Genomic DNA, 23699 nt, shown 5'->3' with positions numbered 1-23699 from the left:
AGCAGTGGCTAATGCATACAAACAAGCTGGTGTTGATATCGAAGCTGGCTATGAAGCCGTAGCAAGAATGAAAAAGCATGTCCAAAAAACAGCCCGGGCCGGCGTCTTGGGCGGCCTCGGCGGTTTTGGCGGGATGTTTGACTTATCGACCCTAAACTTAAAAGAGCCGGTCTTGGTGTCAGGAACGGACGGGGTAGGAACTAAACTAAAGATTGCTTTTGCGATGGACCGACACGATACAATCGGCATTGATGCCGTGGCAATGTGCGTCAATGATATTGTCGTCCAAGGTGCAGAGCCATTGTATTTCCTTGATTACATTGCAACGGGCAAAGCGCTCCCTGAAAAGATTGAAGCAATTGTCAAAGGGATTGCCGATGGCTGTGAGCAGGCCGGCTGTGCCTTAATTGGCGGAGAGACAGCGGAAATGCCGGGACTCTACCGCGGAAATGAGTATGACCTGGCAGGTTTTGCGGTCGGAGCGTGTGAAAAGTCCAACTTGATTACCGGTGAATCGATTAAGGCAGGCGACGTCCTGATTGGTCTTGCGTCAAGCGGTATCCATAGCAATGGCTATTCCTTAGTACGGAAGGTATTTAACGATTGGTCATTGATTGAATTTGTGAATGAACTTGGCTGCACCTTGGGAGAAGAATTGCTGAAACCGACAAAAATCTATGTAAAGCCAATTTTATCAGCATTGAAAAAATTCAACATCAAAGGAATGGCCCACATCACTGGCGGCGGATTTATCGAGAATATCCCAAGGATGCTCACCCAAGGACTAGGGGCGGAGCTCGATGAGAAAAACTGGAATATTCCATATGTGTTTAAGCTGATCTCCGAGCTTGGACAAATTGACTATAAAGAGATGTATAATATTTTTAATATGGGAATTGGTATGGTAATAGCGGTGAATAAGGAAGATGCTGCGGATGTACTGGAACACTTCCGTCAAAGTGGCGAAACCCCTTATGAAATCGGAGTAGTAACTGATAGCGAAGGCATCAAAATTAATGGCAGGGGTGGACGTCGATGAAAAATATCGCAATTTTTGCATCCGGAAGCGGAAGTAATTTTCAAGCGATTGTCGACGCTGTCCAAGCGAAGCAGCTCTCTGCAAATCTCTCCCTGCTTGTTTGCGACCAACCGGGTGCTTATGTGATTGAACGGGCGCGGGAGGCTGAAATCTCTACATTCGTTTTTAACGCCAAAGACTATCCAAACAAGGAAGCTTATGAATCAGAAATCGTCATGTTATTGAAAAATAAACAAGTCGAATTGATTGTGCTGGCAGGCTATATGAGGCTGGTTGGCTCTACCTTGTTAAGTGAATATGAAGGACGGATTATCAATATCCATCCTTCATTGCTTCCTGACTTCCCGGGCAAGGATGCGATTGGCCAGGCATTAGCTGCACACGCCAAATGGAGCGGCGTGACCATCCATTTTGTCGATGAAGGAATGGATACAGGGCCGGTCATTGTCCGGGAACGGGTACGAATTGAGGAAAATGAAACGAGAGAAAGCCTACAGTGGAAGATTCAGGAGATTGAACACAAGCTATACCCATCCATTCTGCAGATGTTATTGACAAAAGGAGATGCATTACAAAATGAAAAAGCGCGCGCTAATTAGTGTATCAGACAAAAACGGGGTAAGCGAATTTGCAAAGGAATTGATCAATCTAGGATTTGAGATTGTTTCGACTGGCGGGACGAAAAAAATGCTCCAGGATCAGGGGCTGCCTGTTCTTAGTGTAACGGACGTTACCGGATTTCCGGAAATTTTGGAAGGCCGTGTTAAAACATTAAATCCATTTATTCACGGCGGCTTGCTGGCGAAACATGGCGAAGCAGACCATCAAAAGCAGCTAGAAGAGCATCACATCGATCCAATTCAGGTTGTTTGTGTCAATCTTTATCCATTCCAGCAGACAATTGAAAAGCCGGATGTGACGGTTGATGATGCGATTGAGAACATCGATATCGGCGGACCAGCAATGCTTCGCGCTTCTGCAAAAAACCATCAATATGTTACCGTGGTTGTCGATCCTGTTGACTATGAAACCGTGCTTGCAGAATTAAAAGCCAGCGGGGAAACAACGCTTGAAACAAGAAGAAAGCTTGCGGCTAAGGTATTCCGTCATACTGCCGCTTATGATGCGTTAATTGCGGAATATATGACTAACCTTGCGCAGGAAGAAAATCCGGAGAAATTAACGGTTACCTATGAATTAAAGCAATCGCTTCGTTACGGAGAAAACCCTCATCAAAAGGCTTCTTTTTACAAAAAGCCGCTTGGTTCCAAATTCTCGATTGCTTATGCCGACCAGCTTCATGGCAAAGAGCTTTCCTATAATAACATCAACGATGCTGATGCAGCGCTGCAAATCGTGAAAGAGTTCACCGAACCAGCGGCAGTTGCAGTTAAGCATATGAATCCGTGCGGAGTCGGCACGGGAAAAACTGTATTCGAAGCCTTTGAAAAGGCGTTTGCTGCGGACCCCGTTTCCATTTTCGGCGGAATTATTGCCTTAAACCAGGAAGTGGATGCAGAGACAGCCCGCAAGCTCCATGAAATTTTTCTGGAAATTATTATTGCCCCTTCTTTCTCGAAGGAAGCATTAGAAGTTTTAACCTCTAAAAAGAACTTGCGTCTTTTAACCATTCCATTTGAATTGGGGCAAAAAGCAGAACGGAAAATGACTACGATTGAAGGCGGACTGCTTGTACAGGATCAGGACCGATATAGTCTGGAAGATGCGAACATTACAATTCCAACGAAGAGACAGCCGACAGACGCTGAGTGGGCTGCGTTAAAGCTGGGCTGGAAGGTTGTTAAACATGTGAAATCCAATGCTATTGTCGTTTCTGACAAGGACATGACGCTTGGAATCGGTGCTGGACAGATGAACCGTGTCGGCTCTGCAGAAATTGCCCTTAAGCAGGCAGGTGCAAAGGCTGAAGGTGCGGCGCTTGCTTCCGATGCTTTCTTCCCAATGGACGATACCGTCGAAGCTGCAGCGAAAGCGGGGATTACAGCGATTATTCAGCCGGGCGGCTCCATCCGTGATGCGGATTCAATTAAAAAAGCGGACGAATATGGAATTGCCATGGTGTTTACTGGCGTCAGACATTTTAAACATTAATCGGGGTGAAGAACAGTGAAGATTATGGTAATTGGCCGCGGTGGTAGAGAGCATGCGATTTGCCGGAAAGCGAGCGAAAGCCAGCAGGTGGAGAAAGTGTTTGCTGCCCCTGGCAATGCTGGCATGACAGATGTGGCAGAACTTGTTGCGATTGAGGAATCCAGCCACGAACAACTGATCCAGTTCGCCAAGGAACAGGGCGTCGCATTGACGATAATCGGTCCAGAGGTGCCGCTTCTTGAGGGATTGGCCGACAAGTTTTCCGAGGCAGGGCTAAGGGTATTTGGACCGCGTCAGGCGGCGGCTGAAATCGAAGGAAGCAAGTCATTCGCCAAGGAATTAATGGAGAAGTACCAAATTCCAACGGCTGATTATGCTGTTTTTACTTCTTATGACGAGGCCCGTCAGTATGTTGAAGAGAAGGGTGCTCCAATTGTCATAAAGGCTGATGGGCTGGCAGCAGGGAAAGGTGTTACCGTGGCCATGACCATGGAGGAAGCACTGGAAAGCCTCAAAAGCATGTTATTGGATAAACAGTTCGGCGCTGCTTCTGCCCGGGTAGTAGTTGAGGAATTTTTGGACGGAGAAGAATTTTCCTTAATGGCTTTCGTCAATGGCGAGGTAGTGGTTCCTCTTGAAATCGCCCAGGATCATAAACGGGCTTTTGACGGCGATAAAGGACCGAACACCGGCGGGATGGGTGCCTATTCACCGGTGCCGCAAATTGGCGCAGAAATTGTTCAGACAGCCGTTGAAACTATCCTGAAACCAGCGGCCAAAGCCATGGTTCAAGAAGGTAGAAGCTTCTGCGGGATTTTATATGCAGGTCTGATTAAAACGGAGAACGGTCCGAAGGTAATTGAGTTCAATGCCCGTTTTGGCGATCCGGAAACTCAGGTAATTTTACCGCGCTTGAGATCAGACTTAGTTCAAGTGGTGAATGAATTGTTGGATGGTGGCACTCCTGTTCTTGAGTGGGATGAAGAGGCTATGCTTGGAGTGGTGGTCGCTTCCAAAGGATATCCTGGGGATTACGTAAAAGGTGCTGTTTTGGAGGGCTTGGGCGAACTAGATCCTGAGAAGGTTTATGTATTTCATGCTGGAACCGCTAAAAAGGAAGCCGGTGAGTTTGTGACAACTGGAGGCCGCGTTCTTTTGGTTGGTGCTAAGGCTGGGAATTTGGCAGAAGCCCAGGAAAAAGTTTATGCTGAGCTTGAAAAATTAACGCCGGATGGTGTTTTTTACCGGAGGGATATAGGTTTTAAGGCTATCGCGCACGTCTTCTAGATTCAAGGGCTGCCGCACTTGCGGACAGCCCTTTTTTAAAACTTTACTAATTTAAAAATCAGGTCGGATTATACGGCATGGCATCCCCGGTCAACCCTTCAACCCCATCAGCGGCATCAATGTTTCCATCAACAGATCCGCCGAGTTTCCCTTCATCGACCATGCACTGACACTTTTCAAATAATGCCGTCATCGGACAGTAGCGGACAATTCCTTCCGCCACCTTCATGGCCCCGCAAAGAGCGACGAACAAGTAGGAATCTCTCCATGGCTGCTTCACCAATTTAGCAGTGCACCAAGAAAGCAAGGTAAGTCCAACGGTAATACGGATTAGGGCGTTTAAAATCCCTATGTTTGGTGTTATTTTCATTTTTGTTCACTCCTTCACAAAAATTTTACAATATTTATCATTTTCTTTACTGCTTTAAATTACAAAATATGATAGTATAATAACTAAGAAATTTGTAAGGGTTTTCTTTATTGTAAAATCAACCAATTTATAAATAGATACGTTTCATTTTAGGGAGGGATTTTGTATGCTGGAACAGCGCTACCGCTGGAAAAACAGACAATTACGCATGCATGTATCCGTTTTGGATGGGACAACAGCCCCCACCATTCTGTTAAAAAACGCCTTATACTTAAATCAGACGTTTAAGAAATGGATGCGTGCCAATATTTGGATATATGACGATCGGATTGTTTATGTTGGCGAGAACCTGCCTGCCAACACAGAAAACTGTGAAATCATTGATTGTACGGAACAAATCCTTGTTCCTGGTTATATTGAACCGCATGCCCATCCGTTTCAATTATATAATCCCCATACTCTTGCGGCCTATGCATCACAGTTTGGAACGACGACATTAATAAATGACAATATGGCCCTGGCTTTGAATTTGCCAAAAAGGGAAGCGTTTTCATTATTGCGCGATTTCCGCTCGATTCCATCCACGATGTTCTGGTGGTGCCGGTTTGATTCGCAAACAGAAATTTTGTATGAGGAAGAAACTTTTTCACACAGTAAGATTAAGTCCTGGCTAGAGCACGACGCGGTCCTTCAGGGCGGGGAGCTGACGGGTTGGCCTAAGCTTTTAAACGGCGATGATATGATGCTTCATTGGATTCAAGAAGCAAAACGGATGCGCAAGAAAATTGAGGGCCATTTTCCGGGCGCTTCGGAAAAAACCTTGGCAAAGATGATGCTTTTGGGGGCTGATTGTGACCATGAGGCAATGACGGGTGAGGAAATATATAACCGCCTCATGCAGGGCTATATGGTTTCCCTCCGCTATTCGTCAATTCGCCCTGATCTGCCTAAAATTCTTGATGACATGAAACGGATGGGAATTGACGCATATGATAGATTAATATTTAATACGGACGGGGCTACTTCGACTTTTTACGAGCAGGGAATAACCGATGCCATGATTCGAATTGCAATTGAAAAAGATGTTCCGGTTATTGATGCCTATAATATGGCCTCAGTTAATATTGCTAGATACTACGGTATCGACCACCTTCTCGGGAACATTGCCACAGGCAGGGTAGCAAATATTAACTTCTTATCAAGCGTTGAAAATCCGACACCGGTTTCTGTACTGGCTAAAGGAAAATGGGTAAAACGGAATGGAATGAAGGTTGAGGATGCCTACCCTTCTGTTGATTGGTCACAGTACGGTTTAAAGCCGATGGAATTAGACTGGGAATTAACAATGGACGACTTGCAATTTTCCATGCCGTTCGGAATCAAAATGGAGAATTCTGTTATCACGAAACCATATTCCATCGCCATTGATGTTTCAGGAGATGAATTGACAACTGATCATGATGAGTGTTTCTTTACCTTGATTGACCGCAAAGGAAAATGGCGGATTAACACGATGTTAAAGGGATTTGCCAATAATTTATCTGCACTGGCGAGTTCTTTTTCCAATACAGGCGATATCATTTTAATTGGAAAAAACAAGCAGGATATGCTTATGGCATTTAATAGAATGAAAGAATTGGACGGAGGAATCGTCCTGGTCGAAGAGGGGGAGGTTATTTGCGAGCTGCAGCTGCCATTGGCTGGAATTATGTCAAATCTTCCGATGGAGGAGTTAATGGTCCAGGAGAAACGTCTGCTTGAGGAATTGAAAAATCGAGGCTACAGCTTTTCCGATCCGATTTATAGCTTGTTGTTTTTCTCAACCACTCATTTGCCGTATATTCGGATTACCCAGCAGGGGATGTATGATGTGATGAACAAAACAGTACTCTTTCCATCGATAATGCGTTAAACTATAATTAAGTTAATGATTTAACGCACGAAAGTAACTGGATGTATGGAGAGGAAACAGGGGTGTTGACTGGATGAAAAAATGGGCTGTTGCAGCAGCAGCGCTTCTTTTACTGTTCTCCGGATGCAGTAAGAAAGAAGAAACGGTAAAACCACTGGAACCAAAAGAAAAAGTGGTTGACAAGGTAGTGGAAAAAGAAGAAAAGAAGGAAGAAGTCGCCTACTATTTTCCTCTTACTGGCGTAAAATCAGAAACGAAAACAGATGGAAGAGCAGTCGCAGTCATGATTAATAATCACCCAAAAGCTAGGCCGCAATCAGGCTTGTCTAAGGCGGATATTGTTTATGAGCTTATTGCAGAAGGGGATATGACCCGTTTCTTAGCTGTCTTTCAAAGTGAAAAGCCGGCAAATATAGGTCCGGTAAGAAGTTCACGAGCCTATTATATTGAACTGGCAAAAGGTCTAAACGCTCTTTATATCGCCCATGGGTACAGTGAAGAAGCAAGGCAGATGCTTGAGAGCAACTATGTTGATAACTTAAATGGAATGCAATATGATGGTACATTGTTTAAGCGGTCCAGTGCCCGCCAAGCACCGCACAACTCGTACATTACGTACGAAAACATTTTAAAAGGTGTTGAACAAAAGCACTATACGATGGACAAAACACCACCAAGCTTTACATTTTTAAAAGAGGACGAAAAGAGTATGGTCACAGGAAATGAAGCAAAATCTGTCATGATTTCCTACTCAAGAGGAGGCATCTCTGATTCGACCTTTACGTTTGATCCCCAGTCAGGCAAGTACAAACGCTTTTCTGGCGGTGAACAGACCGTGGATTTAGAAAATAATGAGCCAGTCTTACTGGATAATATTTTTATCATCGAAGCAGTTCACGAGGTTTATGATTCGGCAGGCCACCTGAAAGTGGATTTAAAATCCGGAGGCAAAGCCTACCTGCTGCAAATGGGAAAAGTAAACGAAGTGAATTGGGAGAACAAGGACGGACGAATTGTTCCGGTGAAGGATGGGCAAGAGGTTCCTCTCGTTCCAGGAAAAACGTGGGTCAATGTAGTGCCGGCTAAACCAGGCCTTTCTCAAAGCGTCTCATTTGATGTACAATGACTTATACGGTAAAGGGGAAATTATATGCAAATTAATAAACTACGTGGTAAAGAGCTAGACCAATTATTTACAGCCATTCTTTCATTGAAGGATTTGGAGGAATGCTATCGTTTTTTTGATGATTTATGTACAATTAACGAAATTCAAGCTTTAGCCCAGCGCCTGGATGTAGCCAGAATGCTCCGTGAAGGAAACACGTACCACAAAATTGAATCGGAAACCGGAGCAAGCACAGCGACCATTTCACGCGTAAAACGATGCTTGAACTTTGGAAACGACACCTATGAAATGGTCTTAGAGCGGATAAAGGAAGAAAATAGCCAGGCATAACCTAAATATCAAAAGACCGGAGTGAGAGACTTTCCGGTTTTTTTCTTTTTTAGCTAATAGGAAAGTATAAATTCAACTACGTCTCTGTCTTCGTTCTATCGGACTCGCCAATCGGCGAGTTTTCATTTATCGTTCCGGTATTTTCCAAAAATAGTTTCATTGTATTGTTTTTGTATCGAATGCTCTAGTGCTATAATGGTTTAATGGAATTATGAATTGGGGGCCTAAATAGATGTATGATGTTCACGCGTGGCGCCACGTGTTTAAACTTGACCCAAATAAAGAAATATCCGATAAACAGCTTGAAAAAATTTGTGAATCTGGCACGGATGCTGTGATTGTTGGCGGAACGGACGGAGTCACACTTGAAAATGTTCTTGATTTGATGGCTAGAATCCGTCGTTATACTGTGCCTTGTGTACTTGAAATTTCAAACATCGAAACGGTAACCCCCGGCTTCGATCTTTATTTTATCCCAACCGTCCTAAATAGTACCGATACAAAATGGATTACCGGCCTCCATCATCAAGCAGTGAAGGAGTTTGGCGAAATTATGGATTGGGGAGAAATAGTCATGGAGGGCTACTGCATCCTTAATAGAGATTGCAAAGCAGCTAAACTTGCCTCCGCCAATGCCCAATTGACCATTGCTGATGTTAAGGGCTATGCGATGATGGCGGAAAAAATGTTTAATCTGCCCATTTTTTATCTAGAATACAGTGGCAAATACGGCGACGTGCAATTGGTTGCTGATGTGAAAAAGGTTCTTAATAACACGAAGCTGTTTTATGGCGGCGGCATTTCAACTCCTGAACAGGCTGCAGAAATGGCCAAGCACGCGGATGTAATTGTAGTAGGAAACGCTATTTATGATAACTTTGACCTAGCATTAGAAACCGTGAAGAGTGTCCGTTAAAATTTGCTTAAGGGCACAGAATCCGTTATGATAAAAATAAGAACAAACGTTTGTATTTGGTGGTGGATAGATTGCAATATTTAACTGATAAACTGCTAAACGGCTTGAACCCGGAACAGCAAAAGGCTGTAAAAGCCACGGACGGACCGCTGTTGATCATGGCCGGGGCCGGAAGCGGCAAGACAAGAGTGTTAACACATCGTATTGCTTATTTAATTGTGGAAAAACGGGTTAATCCCTATAATATTTTGGCTATTACATTTACGAACAAAGCTGCCCGAGAGATGAAAGAACGGATTGCGAAAATGATGGGCGGCGCTGCAGAAGAAATTTGGATTTCTACCTTTCACTCGATGTGTGTCCGCATTTTACGCCGTGACATTGACCGCATCGGGTTTAACCGAAATTTTACGATTTTGGATTCAAGCGACCAGCAATCCGTCATTAAAGGGATTTTAAAGGAAAAGAACATTGATCCAAAGAAATTTGACCCGCGGGCGATTTTGGGTTCCATCAGCTCGGCTAAAAACGAACTCATCGATCCGGAAGAATATGCAAAAACTGCTGGGGGCTATTTCGAACAGGTTGTCAGCGATGTGTACGAAGAATACCAGAAACGCCTCCGGAAAAATCAGGCCCTGGACTTTGATGATTTGATCATGAAGACGATTCAATTGTTCCAGCGTGTGCCGGAAGTATTAGAGTACTACCAGCGCAAGTTCCAGTATATTCACGTGGATGAGTATCAAGATACGAACAAAGCGCAATATTTACTGGTCAAACTGTTGGCAAACCGCTTCAAAAATCTTTGTGTTGTCGGTGACTCCGACCAGTCTATTTACCGCTGGAGAGGTGCGGATATTGCCAACATCCTTTCCTTTGAAAAAGATTATCCAAATGCTACAGTCATTCTTCTTGAACAAAACTACCGCTCTACCAAAAGGATACTTCTGGCAGCCAATAAAGTGATTGAAAAAAACTTTAACCGTAAGGCGAAAAATTTATGGACGGAAAATCCTGAAGGAAACAAAATAGTTTATTACCGTGCCGACAGCGAGCAGGGCGAAGCACAGTTTGTTACAGGCAGAATTAAGGAACTGACCCGCGACGGGAAGTACAAGCTTTCGGACATCGCCATTTTGTACCGTACGAACGCCCAGTCCCGTGTAATGGAAGAAGTCCTGCTTAAATCAAACATTGGTTATGCCATTGTCGGCGGTACGAAGTTCTATGATCGAAAAGAAATCAAGGATATGCTTGCCTATTTGCGATTAATCTCCAATCCAGATGATGACATTAGCCTGCAGCGGGTGATCAATGTTCCGAAACGCGGCATCGGTTCAAGCTCGCTTGATAAAATTATTGATTTTGCCGCGATGCATGATATGTCGATTTTTCAAGCGCTTGAATCCATTGATTTAATTGGTTTAAGTCCAAAAATTACAAAAGCAGCAGCAGAATTCCGCGATTTAGTCAAAAATTATACGAACATGCAGGAGTTTCTATCCGTAACTGAATTAGTGGAGGAAGTCCTCGATAAAACCGGCTATAGCGAAATGCTAAAGGCAGAAAAATCCATAGAAGCGCAAAGCCGCTTGGAGAACCTTGAGGAATTGTTATCTGTTACGAAAAATTTTGAAGAAACAAATGAAGATAAAACCCTTGTTGCCTTTTTAACTGATTTAGCTCTTGTTGCTGACATTGATTCCATGGATGATGACGGGGAAAAGGCAGACTCAGTTGTTTTGATGACCTTGCATTCCGCAAAAGGACTCGAGTTCCCGATTGTATTCTTAATTGGTATGGAAGAAGGAGTTTTCCCGCATAGCCGCTCCCTGATGGAAGAGGTGGAAATGGAGGAGGAACGCCGTCTTGCCTATGTAGGAATTACAAGAGCAGAGCAAAATCTGTTCCTTACAAATGCCCAAATGAGAACCCTGTTTGGACGGACTAATATGAATCCAGCGTCTAGGTTTATTAGTGAAATTCCCGAAGACCTTTTGGAAGCCTTTGAACCGGAAAGGCGAAATTCGCCGTTTGGCTCAAGAGGTTCTTCCTTTTCATCGGGCGGCAGTTCATTTGGCTCGAGCCGTTCTTCCTTTGGAGGAGCCCGTCCTTCCTTCGAATCAGCCGGGGCATCAGGAACCGGCCGGAGTACATTTGGAACTCCATCATCACCACGTAAGCCAGTTATGCGCCCAGTTTCAGCTGCTTCCGGCGGTGAGGGAGCTGACTGGAAGGTTGGCGACAAAGCTGAACATGGAAAATGGGGCATTGGGACCGTTGTCAGTGTGAAAGGACAGGGAGAAGGCACCGAACTTGATATTGCTTTCCCGAGTCCAACTGGCATCAAACGCCTGCTTGCCAAATTTGCACCGATCAAAAAAGTGTAACGATTTTTCCTGAAAAATCGTCTTAAAATAAGTGAAAAATAGGTTTCCTCTGTTTTATTGGGGAACTTGCTGCAATTAGATGAGGAAAGGGTTGGATATATGGACCTTCAAACCGCTGAACAAAAAATATCCGAAGTGCGGACACTATTAAACCAATACGGTTATGAATACTATGTCTTAGACAAACCATCCGTACCGGATGCGGAATATGACCGATTGATGCAGGAGCTATTGGAGCTTGAAGAAAAGTTCCCCCAATTAAAAACACCTGACTCTCCGTCTGTAAGGGTAGGCGGAGAGGTTCTCGATGTTTTTGAAAAAGTCGAGCATCGAACACCGATGCTGAGCTTGGGCAACGCTTTTAACGAACAGGACTTAAGAGACTTTGATCGCCGCACCCGTCAGGCTGTAGGGGATGACTTTTCATATGTCTGCGAATTAAAGATTGACGGTCTTGCAGTTTCTTTACGTTACGAAGACGGTTTGTTTATCCAGGGGGCTACCCGCGGTGATGGTACGATTGGCGAAGATATAACTGCTAATCTAAGAACAATTAAATCCATTCCGCTCCGCCTCACAGAACCTGTGTCCTTGGAGGTCCGCGGTGAGGCCTTTATGCCGAAGCGTTCCTTTGAAGCGCTGAATGAGGCAAGGAAAGAGCGGGGGGAGGAGCTATTTGCCAACCCAAGAAATGCGGCGGCAGGCTCACTCCGCCAGCTTGACACGAAAATGGCGGCTTCCCGGAGACTGGATATCTTTTTATATGGAATTGGAAATCCAGGGGACCTCGGCGTCGTCTCGCATAGCGAAGGCTTAGATTACTTGGACAAACTTGGGTTTAAAACAAATAAAGAGCGGAGAAAGTGCGTCAAGATCGATGAGGTAATTGACTATGTAAATGGCTGGGTGGAAAAGCGCCCGCATCTGCCTTATGAAATCGATGGGATCGTTATTAAGATTGACTCCTTAGAACAGCAGGCTGCCCTTGGAACGACTGCCAAAAGCCCGCGCTGGGCAATAGCATATAAGTTCCCTGCTGAAGAAGTTGTAACGACATTGAAGGATATTGAATTAAGCGTCGGCCGCACTGGCGTTATTACACCTACAGCGATTTTAGAACCAGTTAAAGTGGCTGGAACAACTGTGCAGCGTGCTTCCTTGCACAATGAGGATCTAATCCGAGAGAAGGATATCAAAATTGGCGACAAGGTCGTCATTAAAAAAGCCGGCGACATAATCCCGGAAGTCGTCAATGTTTTGGCTGATCAGCGCACCGGAGAAGAGGTCGATTTTCATATGCCGACACACTGTCCGGAATGCGAAAGCGAACTAGTCCGACTAGAAGGTGAAGTGGCCCTTCGCTGCATTAATCCGAAATGTCCGGCGCAAATCCGTGAAGGTTTAATCCATTTCGTTTCACGGGATGCGATGAACATTGATGGCCTCGGGGAAAAGGTCATCAGCCAGTTGTTTGCAGAAAAATTAATCAGCGATGTGGCTGATATTTATAAGCTATCCTATGACCAGCTTATTGCCCTTGAAAGAATGGGAGATAAGTCGGTTTCCAATCTGTTAAAAGCGATTGAAGCCTCTAAGGAAAACTCGCTAGAAAAACTGCTTTTCGGGCTTGGCATCCGTCATGTCGGGGCAAAAGCGGCAAAAACATTGGCCCAGGAATTTGGGACAATGGAAAGATTAGCGTCTGCTTCCAAAGAAGACCTGATTGCCATCAATGAAATCGGTGATAAAATGGCTGATTCCATCGTCAGCTTTTTCGAACAGGAAGAAGCAACGGAACTGCTTCAGGAATTAGCTTCTTTTGGAGTGAACATGGAGTTTAAAGGGGTAAGAAAGGTATCCGCCGAGGAATCCAATTCTATTTTTGCCGGCAAAACGGTGGTATTAACCGGTAAACTTGAACGCTTATCGAGAAATGAAGCAAAAGAAAAGATTGAGACGTTAGGCGGAAATGTGGCGGGAAGTGTAAGCAAGAAAACCCACTTGGTCATTGCTGGTGAAGATGCAGGCTCCAAGCTCACAAAAGCACAGGAACTGGGAATTAAAGTCTGGGATGAAGAGAAGCTCCTTGAAGAATTAAATAAGTAAGAGGTGTCAGTTTTGAGAAAACTCTCATTGCTCGCGCTTTCCCTTGTCTTTTTGCTAAGTGCCTGCGCACCTACTTTTCAAAAGCAAAACGAAGAAGTGCAAACAAAGGAGAAGGATAAAGGGAAGGCAATTATTCCGAAATATAATATTTCAGATAAATATTACCGGACCATTCTGCCATTTGAGCCTGGACAGGCCCGCGGATTGGTCGTCAATAATATCAATACAAGATATGATTTAAACGAGTTTGAAATGGGTTTAATGCGTATTGCCCAAAATAGCTTTGATACCGATAAATATTATTTCCGTGAAGGACAGGAAATCAAGGATAAAACGGTAAGACAATTGCTGAGCCGACAATATACAGAGGAGCAGCTAAAGGCAAAAAGCCTGAAAGCAACGGATAATATCGGATTAAACCCTGTTGATACAGGCCCTCCGGGTGAACCGAGCAGTCCGATTTATCTGGCCCATATTTTGGAGCATGATTATTTAACAAAAGATGATAAAGGTAACGTTTCACTTGGGGGAATTACCATTGGCCTCGCTCTTAATTCAACCTACTATTACAAGGTTCAAGTGGATGGCGGTACAGTTGAAAAAGAGCAGCATATTGACTTTGCAGACATGGATCGCGAAGGAAAGAAAATAGCAGAAGAAATGGTAAAACGAATTAGGACCATAAAAAATGTAACCGACGTTCCAATCACGATTGCATTATTCGCCCAGCAAAGCAAATCTTCGGTTGTACCAGGGAATTTCTTTGCTTATACAACCGTTGATAAAGGCAGCACAAGTCTAAACTCATGGGAAAAAATCGACGAAAAATATTATTTATTCCCATCTAGTGATGCCCAGGAAGCGCACCGCGATGATACAATCGCCTTTTTAAACTTTAAACAGGATGTTGAAGAATATTTTCCTAACTTCAACGGCGTTATTGGCAGGGCGTTTTACGTCGGCGATCAGCTGCAAAATTTAGATATCACGATTCCAATTCAATTTTACGGAAAGACAGAGGGAATTGGATTTACCCAATATGTCACAGGATTGGTCATGGAGCATTTTCCTGAATACATTTCGGTATCAGTAAATGTGTCCTCCGTGGACGGCCCTGAAGCATTGATTGTCCGTAAAGCCAATGAAAACGAACCGTTTGTGTATATCTACCAATAAGATTCGGCCGCTATAGCGGCCGGGTCTTTTTTTGGTTAACATTCTAGTTTTCGAGGCAAAATAGGATTGTTTATCGCGAAATTGGCCGCCTCCCGAATGAGGGGGTTTTCAGTGTATTTTTAGACAACCTATTATTTTTTCCGCAAGGATTAAATAATTGATTACATAGGAGGGGTTTTAGCATGGTACAACCATATAAACATGAGCCATTAACAGATTTTACTGTGGAAGAAAACCGCCAAGCCTATCTTCAAGCCTTAAAAACAGTTGAAGGCTATTTAGGACAGGATTATCCCTTAATCATCGGCGGTGAAAAACTGACTACCGAGGAAAAAATTGTTTCCTATAATCCCGCCAACAAAGAAGAAGTAGTCGGCAGTGTGTCAAAGGCCAATAAAGAGCTTGCAGAAAAAGCGATGCAGGCAGCTGTTGAGGCATTTAAAACATGGAGAAAAACCAAGCCGGAAATCCGAGCAGATGTACTTTTTAAAGCGGCTGCGATTATCCGTCGCCGCAAGCACGAGTTCTCTGCCTTGATGACGAAAGAAGCGGGTAAGCCTTGGAGAGAAGCAGATGCGGACACAGCCGAAGGAATAGACTTTTTAGAATTCTATGGCCGGCAAATGCTTGTCTTAAAAAATGGTGTGCCTGTTCAGAGCCGTCCCAATGAATTTAACCGTTATGATTATATTCCGCTTGGTGTAGGCATTATCATTTCACCATGGAATTTTCCATTTGCGATCATGGCTGGTACTACCGTTGCCGCGATTGTTTCTGGCAACACGGTCTTGTTGAAGCCGGCTTCCACTACACCAATTATTGCAGCTAAATTTGCGGAAGTAATGGAAGAAGCAGGACTGCCGAAGGGTGTGCTAAACTTCGTACCAGGCAGCGGCGCTGAGGTGGGCGACTACTTAGTTGATCATAAGGATACACGTTTCATCAGCTTCACTGGTTCCCGCGATGTCGGCCTGCGCATTTTCGACCGCTCTTCCAAAATCAGCGAAGGACAGCTTTGGATGAAGCGATTAATTGCCGAGATGGGCGGAAAGGATACGATTGTAGTTGATTCTGAAGCAGACCTTGAATTGGCTGCACAATCCATCATGGCATCGGCATTCGGATTCTCTGGTCAGAAGTGTTCTGCATGTTCTCGTGCCGTTATTGTTGAGGATGTATATGATCAAGTATTGAATCGAGTCGTGGAATTGACTAATCAAATAAAAGTCGGCGAGCCATCTGAACAAGATACTTTCATGGGCCCTGTTATTGATAATAATGCTTTCAAGAAAATCATGGAATACGTTGAAATCGGTAAGTCAGAAGGCAAATTGATGACTGGTGGCGAAGGAGATAGCTCCAAAGGTTACTTCATCAAGCCAACTGTATTTGCCGATTTAGATCCGAAGTCCCGCATCATGCAAGAGGAAATTTTCGGACCGGTGGTAGGTTTCTCAAAGGCGAAGGATTTTAATGAAGCACTTGAGATTGCCAACAATACCGAATATGGCCTAACTGGTGCGGTTATTACCAAAAACCGTGCCCATATGGAGCAGGCACGTGAGGACTTCCATGTCGGTAACCTATACTTCAACCGCGGCTGTACAGGTGCCATTGTCGGCTACCAGCCATTCGGCGGATTCAACATGTCTGGAACCGACTCTAAAGCCGGCGGCCCAGACTACTTGCTTCTTCATATGCAAGGTAAAACAACATCGGAATTGTATTAATTATAAACGAGACCTCTTCCCCACAGATGGTGGGAGGAGGTCTTTGTTTTGTGAAGGACAAATTAGTTGTTTTAAGCTGGAAAAATGTCCTTCATCGGGGTTATGATGAGGTTAGTCTAAAAAGTGGACACGTAAAAATGAGATTTAGTTTATAATACAATCATCATTTAAAAGGACGTGTTCACATGGGTCAACATCATTCTCAAGAGTATAAAGAGTATGTTGCAAAGTTAATCGTTGAGGAGGGGAGAAAAGCCTCCCAGGTAGCTTTTGAGCTCGAGCTCTCCCCTAAAACTGTTAGTCGATGGGTGGCAGCTTACAGGGCGAAAACAACCCTTGGGAAACCTGGAGAAAACTATCTTACACCCACAGAACTTGAAAAACTGAAAAAGCAACACGAAAAAGAGATACAAAAATTGAAAGAGGAAAACGAAATCCTAAAAAAGGCCATGCACATCTTCACGAAAAACCAAGCGTAATATATATCTTCATTCAAGCCCACTCTGATGAGCACGCCGTGGCGAAGATGTGCAAAGTTCTGAAAGTATCATCAAGTGGCTATTATAAATGGCTAAGGATCCAGAATAAACCTCAATCTGAGAAAGATGCTTACCGTAAAGAAATCAAGCAAAAAATAAGTAAATCATTTCACGAGAGCTTTGGTACGTATGGGAGTCCCAGGGTCCATGCCGACTTGGTGGAGTGGGGTTATACCATTTCTCAAAAGACGGTTGCCCGTATGATGAAAGAGATGGGTTTAACAGCTACACCAAAAGAAAAGTTTGTCGTTACCACTAATTCCAATCATGATTTACACATCTATCCTAACCTGCTTAATCGCCAATTTAATGTTGAAGAGCCCAACCGAGCATGGGTAACTGACATTACGTACATTTGGACGATTGAGGGCTGGGTTTATTTATCATCCGTTATGGATCTATTCTCAAGAAAAATCGTAGGCTGGAGTATGGCTTCACATATGAAAAAAGAGCTATCCATACAAGCATTGAATATGGCGATTGTTACAAGGCAGCCTAGTGAAGGGTTAATCCATCATTCGGACCGTGGGTCCCAGTATTGTTCAAATGATTATATCGACATCCTGAAAGGGAAAAACATGCATATCAGTATGAGCAGGAGGGGCGATCCTTACGACAATGCATGTATTGAGTCTTTTCATGCCACGATCAAGAAAGATTTGATCTACAGAAGACGCTTTAAGACCAGGGCTGAAGCCGTAAAAGCTATTAATCATTATATTAGTAGTTTTTATAATGAAAAGCGTAAACACTCTACTTTAGGGCACAAATCACCGAATCAATTTGAGAGAAACCACCGGCAAGATGAAGTTGCATATACCTCATAATATAGCCATTTGGTGTTAGGAAATGAGCAGTCATGCTTTTCGACTGATCATTTCTAATACCGTACCAAACGAAGTGCGGTAGTAGTTTTATTTCTAAAAGTCTCAAATTTTACTGTCCACTTTCTTGACAGAAGACCAATGAAGGACAAAATTGAGTGTGATAAAGCTGAAAATGTCTTTCATCGGGCTTATGAAGGACAAAATCGGGTGTGATGAAGCTAAAATGTCCTTCATCGGGCTTATGAAGGACAAAATTGAGTGTGATAAAGGTGAAAATGTCCTTCATCGGGCTTATGAAGGACAAAATTGAGTGTGATAAAGGTGAAAATGTCCTTCATCGGGCTTATGAAGGACAAAATTGAGTGTTATAAAGGTGAAAATGTCCTTCATCGGGCTTATGAAGGACAAAATCGGGTGTAATAAAGGTGAAAATGTCCTTCATCGGGCTTATGAAGGACAAAATCGGGTGTAATAGAGGTGAAAATGTCCTTCACTAACTATAATGCAATCTTAAAAACTCTTTTATTTTCTCATTAATTACTACCAACTGTTCCTCTGATGGGATATGCCCCATATTAAACACTTCATAGTTTGCTAGATTGGGGATGATTTCCTTAGCTGCCGGGCCTATTTTTTTCTCTGGAAAAAACACATCCTTATTGCCGGCGATAACAATGGTAGGAGCGGTGTAGCGCAGCAACTCCCTCTTTTCCGTCAGCTTAGGCATATCCTGTTCAAGTTTTGTATAGTTGAAGATGCTGCCGATAATCTCTTTATCTATTTCTTTCATAAAGCCATCAGACATATTATCCGCTATTTTCTGCAGTTGGACTGCGGACTTTGTTCCCTTGAAAATTATTAACGGAACCAAGATTTTTGTAATCATCTCAAATTTTGAACCAAGCGCAATCCCAGCAGGACAAATCAAAACAGAACAAGCTATTTTCTGAGGCATAGAAGCAGCTAGCCTTAAAAGGATACCTGCACCGTAGGAAGGTCCTGCAAAAGCAGCTTTTTCTACACCGAAATAGGTCATTAACTCTGAAATCCAGTGGGCAAAACTATCATCTTTCGCCGAAATCCTGTTCTCTGCACTATACCCGGGATGACCAATCGTATCAGGTGCATAAACCCTGTAGTGTTCAAAAAGAGGTTTAAACCATGACAATGTCATCGGGTTGATGCAATTTCCCCCTTGAAAAACAAATAACGGTTTCCCGTCTTTTGGGCCCGTAATCAATACATGTGTCCTGCCAAAAGAAGTCCCCACATAAGCTCTTTCCATTTCGAACCCAAATGAATTCAAGTAATTCTCATAGAATCTAAGAATATTTTGTTTACCTTCATCACTTTTATAAATCGTGTGTTCCGCCATTTCACACCTCAATCACCACAGATTATTCCAATATTATCCATCAACAAACGGTTTTATGACAATAATGTGAAATTATTCACAAACAACTACGGATTGTGACGAATCTCACAAATTTTCAAAAGACAGGAGTTTACAATTTAACTATAAATGAAACCTTAATAACCATTAAAAATAACTAAACAAAACATATAGGGAGCGACCCAACATGAAAAAATTGGTAATGATTGGTAACGGAATGGCTGGAGTCAGGACAATCGAAGAAATTCTTAAACTAGTACCTGAAAAATTTGAAATCACCATTTTTGGAGAAGAACCACATCCAAACTATAACAGAATTAAACTATCAAATATTCTCCAAGGCGATACCAGCTTTGATGAAATCATTATTAACCCGTTGGATTGGTACAGAGAAAACAATATTCAATTATATACTGGTGAGTCGGTTGTTAAAATTGATGCCAAAGCGAAACGGGTCATCAGTGACCAAGGCCGTGAAGTAGAGTACGATGAATTAATCATCGCAACAGGATCCAAGTCTTTTATTCTGCCAATTGCAGGTGCGGATAAACAGGGTGTGACCGGATTTCGTGATATCCATGATTGTGAAATGATGATCAAATCATCAAAGGAATACAAGAAAGCCGTTGTTATCGGCGGTGGTCTGCTTGGCCTTGAAGCTGCAAGAGGCTTGCTAAACCTCGGAATGAAAGTGGATGTCGTTCACTTAATGCCGGTGCTAATGGAACGCCAACTGGACCATATTGCAGCATCTATGCTTAAGGCAGAACTAGAAGCCCAAGGTATGAACTTTTTAATGGAGAAAGAAACCGTCGAAATTCTTGGAGATGAACGGGTAACCGGACTACGCTTTAAAGATGGTTTTGAAGTAGAAGCCGACCTAATCGTAATGGCAATAGGCATCAAATCAAACACAGAAGTGGCCAAAAACAGTGGCATCTATGTAAATAGAGGCATTGTCGTAAATGACTTTATGGAAACCAGCGTTCCCCACATTTACGCAGTCGGGGAATGTGCCGAACACAGGGAAATTGTCTATGGTTTAGTGGCGCCATTGTACGAACAAGGGAAGGTCCTGGCGAATCGCATCAGCGGTTTCGAAGCGGAGCCATATAAAGGTTCAGTAACAGGAACCCAGCTTAAGGTGGCAGGGGTTGACCTTTTCTCAGCGGGAGAAATTTTTGAAGACGGTACAACGAAATCAATCATGGCCTACAACGAATATGACGGCAATTATAAACGGATTCTAACAAGAGACAACAGGATTGTCGGGATTGTCCTTTACGGTGATACAAAAGACAGCACAAAACTGTTTCGGATGCTGACGAAACAAGAAGACATCAGCGGCATGACCAGCGTATCGATTCTTCAGTCAGAATGCAGTGCAAGCGGCACCTCCAGCGATGACATTGCCTCTATGCCCAACGATGAACTTGTGTGCGGGTGTAATGGCGTTACCAAAGGAGCCATTGTCGAGGCAATCAAAACACAAGGACTGACCACGCTTGACCAAGTCAGCCATTGCACAAATGCCGGCCGCTCATGCGGACGCTGCAAGCCGTTAGTCAGCAGCATCCTTGCCCATACTCTCGGCGACCAATTTGACGTATATGCAGCTCAAAAAACAAGCATTTGCGGTTGTACAACCTTAAGCCGGGAGGAATTGGTTGAAGAAATCAAGGCAAAGGGCTTAACAAGTGTCAAAGAAGTCATGAACGTTTTAGGATGGAACAACGAGGAAGGCTGTACCAAATGCCGCCCGGCCATCAACTATTACCTCGGCATGATTCACATGGACGAGTATAAGGATGACCGCGATTCCCGCCTTGTTAATGAAAAAATGCACGCCAACATCCAGAAGGACGGAACCTATTCTGTGGTGCCAAGAATGTACGGCGGGGTGACAACCCCACAGGATTTAATTAAAATTGCAAAAGTGGCCGAGAAATACAATGTTCCATTAGTAAAACTAACCGGTGGTCAGCGGATTGGCTTGTTTGGCATCAAAAAAGAAGACCTGCCAAACATTTGGGAAGAGCTTAATATGCCATCAGGGTATGCTTACGGAAAGACGCTTCGCACCGTAAAAACCTGCGTCGGTGCACAATTCTGCCGCTATGGTACACAAGACTCGATGGCACTTGGCATTGAGCTTGAAAAGAAATTTGAGCGTCTTGATACACCAAACAAAGTGAAGATGGGGGTATCTGCTTGCCCTAGAAACTGCTCTGAAGCAGGAATCAAGGATATCGGTTTCGTCGGCATTGATGGCGGCTGGGAGATCTATGTCGGAGGCAACGGAGGTGTTGATCTTCGCGCCGGCGACCTCTTCTGCACAGTGAAAAGCCAAGAAGAGGTTATGGAAATGACCGGGGCCTATCTGCAGTACTATCGTGAGACAGCAAACTATCTGGAGCGTACTTCCAAATGGTTAGAGCGCCTGGGCTTGGAACATATCCAAGGGGTCATGGCAAACGAGGAAACACGCAAAGCTCTAAACGAACGGATGGACAAAACTTTGAAAAAATATATCGAGCCATGGGATGAAGCCATTCATAGTGAAGAAATTCAAGAGAAATATTATACTAAACATACCATTAAGGTCGGGGAGTGAAGCAAAATGCTGCAAACAATAACTCGTATACCTGTTGCAAACTATTCAAACCTAAAAGCTAGAGCTGGTTATTCCATTAAAATCGATGACAAGGAAATTGCGCTCTTTAAAACAACTAATGGCATTGTTTATGCCTTGGAAAACCGCAGTCCCCATCCGAAGGGTGGTGTCCTTTCGGAAGGGCTTGTCAGTGGTGATTATGTTTTTTGCCCTGTCTATGATTGGAAAATCTCCTTAAAAGACGGGCTTGTGCAGGCTCCGGATACCGGCTATGTCAAAACATTTAACATAGAAATAGAAAAAGATATTATATTTGTCGTATTATAGAAGGAAAACATGGAAGGATGCTGCACGATGGGAACTGGAAAGGTTTTTTTAGTAGGAGCAGGGCCGGGCGACGTTGGTCTAATTACTGTGAAAGGGCTTGAAGCCATCAAGCAGGCCGGGGTTATTCTATATGACCGGCTAGCCAACCCGAAGCTTTTGGAGTTTGCTCCGGACAATTGCGAACTGATTTACGGGGGGAAATTGCCGGACCGCCATTTTTTAAGGCAAGAAAATATAAATGATGTTTTGGTCGCTAAAGCATTGGAAGGTAAAACTGTGATCAGGCTTAAAGGCGGCGACCCGGGTGTATTCGGCCGGGTTGGCGAGGAAGCGGAAGCCTTGGCGAACCACCAAATACCATTTGAAATTGTCCCAGGTATCACATCGGGAATGGCTGCCCCTCTTTATGCTGGAATCCCTGTTACCCATCGGGAACATGCGGAATCATTTACGGTCGTAACGGCCCACGATAAGTCACAGGAAGGCAAGCCGCTCCTTGACTGGGCAAGTCTTGCCCGCGGGATGGATACAATCGCTTTTTACATGGGAGTCCGGAACTTGCCATACATTTGTGAAAACTTGGTTGCCCATGGAAAGCCAGCCGAAACCCCAGTAATTTTAATTCAATGGGGCACCTTCGGCCGTCAGAAGACATTGCAGGGGACATTGGCTGATATTGCTGCCAAGGCTGAAAAGGCGAAGTTTAGCAATCCGGCGATTATTTTGGTAGGATATGTCGCATCTCTCCGTGAAAAAATAAGCTGGTTTGAGAAAAAACCATTACATGGCCGGCAGATTCTTCTGGCGCGCACGAGTGAAGGCGAGAGCGAGTTAGCGAAGGAACTGATGCGTCAAGGTGCCGATGTTATCGAGTTTCCAAGGTGGAAAAGAATCGCAGCCCCTGTTAATGAAGAGATTATGGGTACTATATCCAGTTATCAAAAAATCTTATTCACATCGCCTGAGAGTGTCGAGGAATTTTTCACGGCGTTAAAGAATCATGGGGTGGATATACGGAAAATTACAGCAGACCTTTTCGGTTTTTCCATCAAAACCATCAATGCCTTAAAAGAACGTGGATTCATTCCCGGCTTGATCGATGAAATGTCCGATGGGGGAAAAATGCTTGTAGTTGGAGATGGCAGGGCCCAGGTACAAAAATATGAAAACGCTGATTTTTGGAAAACAAGCGACAAAAAAGTAGATGAACAGTTCTTTTCAATTTTTAAAAGAATGATGGACGATGCGGATGTAAATACAGTCGTTTTCCCTTCGAGCGCATCTGTTGAGCCATTTATAACAGCTTTGCAGAAATTCGGCATCGAAACAGAATCCTTTTTGAAAAATGTCCAAGTTGTCGGAATGGGCAAACAAACGATGGGCGAAGTGGCAAAACTAGGTCTCTTGGGTAGCGGCATGCCAAAAAAGGCCACTAAAGAGGCGCTAGTCGAGTATTTAACTGGTCCTTGGCCGGAAAAGACTCCTGCCAATAGGTAATGGAG

General features: G+C 43.9%; 19 protein-coding genes. 17 read left to right on the top strand and 2 right to left on the bottom strand.

All coding sequences use genetic code 11. The features are described 5' to 3' along the window. Positions 1 to 4: 4 nt before the first annotated feature. Genes purM through purD form a run of 4 tightly spaced genes read left to right on the top strand, consistent with a single transcriptional unit; the run spans position 5 to position 4438 of the window. Positions 5 to 1039, top strand: a complete 1035-nt coding sequence (purM, locus tag KHA99_RS28565) for a phosphoribosylformylglycinamidine cyclo-ligase (RefSeq protein WP_213120905.1) — start codon at positions 5 to 7, stop codon at positions 1037 to 1039. Further along, a complete protein-coding gene (purN, locus tag KHA99_RS28560; RefSeq protein ID WP_213120904.1) occupies positions 1036 to 1638 on the top strand; it encodes a phosphoribosylglycinamide formyltransferase in 603 nt (200 codons plus the stop codon). Before purM ends, purN begins: the two co-directional genes overlap by 4 nt. After that, complete coding sequence (purH, locus tag KHA99_RS28555) at positions 1616 to 3151, top strand: bifunctional phosphoribosylaminoimidazolecarboxamide formyltransferase/IMP cyclohydrolase (RefSeq protein ID WP_213120903.1); 1536 nt, start codon at positions 1616 to 1618, stop codon at positions 3149 to 3151. The genes purN and purH overlap by 23 nt, the downstream gene beginning before the upstream one ends. A 15-nt stretch (positions 3152 to 3166) precedes the next feature. Then, a complete protein-coding gene (gene purD / locus KHA99_RS28550) occupies positions 3167 to 4438 on the top strand; it encodes a phosphoribosylamine--glycine ligase (RefSeq protein WP_213120902.1) in 1272 nt (423 codons plus the stop codon). 58 nt (positions 4439 to 4496) lie between these two features. Here the strand turns inward: purD and KHA99_RS28545 are convergent, their stop codons facing one another. Beyond that, positions 4497 to 4808 carry a YgaP family membrane protein gene (locus KHA99_RS28545; protein WP_213120901.1) on the bottom strand — a complete coding sequence of 104 codons (312 nt, stop codon included), beginning with the start codon at positions 4806 to 4808 and terminating at the stop codon, positions 4497 to 4499. A 166-nt stretch (positions 4809 to 4974) separates the two neighbouring features. Between KHA99_RS28545 and KHA99_RS28540 the strand changes: the two genes are divergently transcribed. The 10 genes from KHA99_RS28540 to KHA99_RS28495 all read left to right on the top strand — a co-directional run bounded on the left by KHA99_RS28540 (position 4975) and on the right by KHA99_RS28495 (position 17863). Further along, positions 4975 to 6720, top strand: a complete 1746-nt coding sequence (locus tag KHA99_RS28540; RefSeq protein ID WP_213120900.1) for an adenine deaminase C-terminal domain-containing protein — start codon at positions 4975 to 4977, stop codon at positions 6718 to 6720. A gap of 73 nt (positions 6721 to 6793) precedes the next feature. Further along, positions 6794 to 7846: a DUF3048 domain-containing protein gene (locus KHA99_RS28535; protein ID WP_213120899.1), complete on the top strand. Its 1053-nt coding sequence runs from the start codon at positions 6794 to 6796 to the stop codon at positions 7844 to 7846. A 24-nt stretch (positions 7847 to 7870) separates the two neighbouring features. Next, positions 7871 to 8176, top strand: coding sequence for a YerC/YecD family TrpR-related protein (locus KHA99_RS28530; protein ID WP_213120898.1), 306 nt, complete (start codon positions 7871 to 7873; stop codon positions 8174 to 8176). A 232-nt stretch (positions 8177 to 8408) separates the two neighbouring features. Next, entirely contained in the window at positions 8409 to 9092 is a 684-nt protein-coding gene (pcrB, locus tag KHA99_RS28525; protein ID WP_213120897.1) for a heptaprenylglyceryl phosphate synthase, read from the top strand. A 71-nt stretch (positions 9093 to 9163) separates the two neighbouring features. Continuing rightward, positions 9164 to 11485: a DNA helicase PcrA gene (gene pcrA / locus KHA99_RS28520; protein ID WP_213120896.1), complete on the top strand. Its 2322-nt coding sequence runs from the start codon at positions 9164 to 9166 to the stop codon at positions 11483 to 11485. Between the two features lie 99 nt (positions 11486 to 11584). Then, on the top strand, positions 11585 to 13591 hold the full coding sequence (gene ligA / locus KHA99_RS28515; RefSeq protein ID WP_213120895.1) for an NAD-dependent DNA ligase LigA: 2007 nt from the start codon (positions 11585 to 11587) through the stop codon (positions 13589 to 13591). 12 nt (positions 13592 to 13603) lie between these two features. After that, on the top strand, positions 13604 to 14767 hold the full coding sequence (locus tag KHA99_RS28510; protein WP_213120894.1) for a CamS family sex pheromone protein: 1164 nt from the start codon (positions 13604 to 13606) through the stop codon (positions 14765 to 14767). 182 nt (positions 14768 to 14949) lie between these two features. Beyond that, the gene (gene pruA, locus KHA99_RS28505) at positions 14950 to 16497 is read left to right on the top strand and encodes an L-glutamate gamma-semialdehyde dehydrogenase (protein WP_213120893.1); all 1548 of its coding nucleotides are present in this window, start codon (positions 14950 to 14952) and stop codon (positions 16495 to 16497) included. Between the two features lie 185 nt (positions 16498 to 16682). Beyond that, positions 16683 to 16976 (top strand): transposase, encoded by a 294-nt coding sequence (locus KHA99_RS28500; RefSeq protein ID WP_213118966.1) that lies wholly within the window; start codon positions 16683 to 16685, stop codon positions 16974 to 16976. Beyond that, positions 16913 to 17863, top strand: a complete 951-nt coding sequence (locus tag KHA99_RS28495) for an IS3 family transposase (RefSeq protein ID WP_213119744.1) — start codon at positions 16913 to 16915, stop codon at positions 17861 to 17863. The genes KHA99_RS28500 and KHA99_RS28495 overlap by 64 nt, the downstream gene beginning before the upstream one ends. A gap of 493 nt (positions 17864 to 18356) precedes the next feature. Here KHA99_RS28495 and KHA99_RS28490 read toward each other — a convergent pair whose 3' ends face one another. Next, on the bottom strand, positions 18357 to 19238 hold the full coding sequence (locus KHA99_RS28490) for an alpha/beta fold hydrolase (RefSeq protein WP_213120892.1): 882 nt from the start codon (positions 19236 to 19238) through the stop codon (positions 18357 to 18359). A 205-nt stretch (positions 19239 to 19443) separates the two neighbouring features. Here KHA99_RS28490 and nirB point away from each other — a divergent pair, with 205 nt between their 5' ends. From nirB to cobA, 3 genes are read left to right on the top strand one after another with little or no spacing between them, the layout of a single operon-like run. Then, positions 19444 to 21870, top strand: a complete 2427-nt coding sequence (gene nirB / locus KHA99_RS28485; RefSeq protein WP_213120891.1) for a nitrite reductase large subunit NirB — start codon at positions 19444 to 19446, stop codon at positions 21868 to 21870. Positions 21871 to 21876: 6 nt separating this feature from the next. Further along, positions 21877 to 22197, top strand: coding sequence for a nitrite reductase small subunit NirD (gene nirD, locus KHA99_RS28480; protein WP_213120890.1), 321 nt, complete (start codon positions 21877 to 21879; stop codon positions 22195 to 22197). A 27-nt stretch (positions 22198 to 22224) separates the two neighbouring features. Further along, positions 22225 to 23694 carry a uroporphyrinogen-III C-methyltransferase gene (gene cobA / locus KHA99_RS28475; protein WP_213120889.1) on the top strand — a complete coding sequence of 490 codons (1470 nt, stop codon included), beginning with the start codon at positions 22225 to 22227 and terminating at the stop codon, positions 23692 to 23694. Positions 23695 to 23699 lie beyond the last annotated feature (5 nt).

It is taken from the genome of Neobacillus rhizophilus (genome assembly GCF_018343535.1).
Taxonomy (GTDB): domain Bacteria; phylum Bacillota; class Bacilli; order Bacillales; family Cytobacillaceae; genus Neobacillus; species Neobacillus rhizophilus.
The sequence above is the reverse complement of the archived record's forward strand: the minus strand, read 5'-3'. Positions and strand labels throughout refer to the sequence as shown.

Bases quoted from the DNA above. Each gene is read 5' to 3' on its own strand.
- purN (WP_213120904.1), top strand. From the start codon at position 1,036: ATGAAAAATATCGCAATTTTTGCATCCGGAAGCGGAAGTAATTTTCAA.
- purH (WP_213120903.1), top strand. From the start codon at position 1,616: ATGAAAAAGCGCGCGCTAATTAGTGTATCAGACAAAAACGGGGTAAGC.
- KHA99_RS28545 (WP_213120901.1), bottom strand. From the start codon at position 4,808: ATGAAAATAACACCAAACATAGGGATTTTAAACGCCCTAATCCGTATT.
- KHA99_RS28540 (WP_213120900.1), top strand. From the start codon at position 4,975: ATGCTGGAACAGCGCTACCGCTGGAAAAACAGACAATTACGCATGCAT.
- KHA99_RS28535 (WP_213120899.1), top strand. From the start codon at position 6,794: ATGAAAAAATGGGCTGTTGCAGCAGCAGCGCTTCTTTTACTGTTCTCC.
- KHA99_RS28530 (WP_213120898.1), top strand. From the start codon at position 7,871: ATGCAAATTAATAAACTACGTGGTAAAGAGCTAGACCAATTATTTACA.
- pcrB (WP_213120897.1), top strand. From the start codon at position 8,409: ATGTATGATGTTCACGCGTGGCGCCACGTGTTTAAACTTGACCCAAAT.
- ligA (WP_213120895.1), top strand. From the start codon at position 11,585: ATGGACCTTCAAACCGCTGAACAAAAAATATCCGAAGTGCGGACACTA.
- pruA (WP_213120893.1), top strand. From the start codon at position 14,950: ATGGTACAACCATATAAACATGAGCCATTAACAGATTTTACTGTGGAA.
- KHA99_RS28500 (WP_213118966.1), top strand. From the start codon at position 16,683: ATGGGTCAACATCATTCTCAAGAGTATAAAGAGTATGTTGCAAAGTTA.
- KHA99_RS28490 (WP_213120892.1), bottom strand. From the start codon at position 19,238: ATGGCGGAACACACGATTTATAAAAGTGATGAAGGTAAACAAAATATT.
- nirB (WP_213120891.1), top strand. From the start codon at position 19,444: ATGAAAAAATTGGTAATGATTGGTAACGGAATGGCTGGAGTCAGGACA.
- nirD (WP_213120890.1), top strand. From the start codon at position 21,877: ATGCTGCAAACAATAACTCGTATACCTGTTGCAAACTATTCAAACCTA.
- cobA (WP_213120889.1), top strand. From the start codon at position 22,225: ATGGGAACTGGAAAGGTTTTTTTAGTAGGAGCAGGGCCGGGCGACGTT.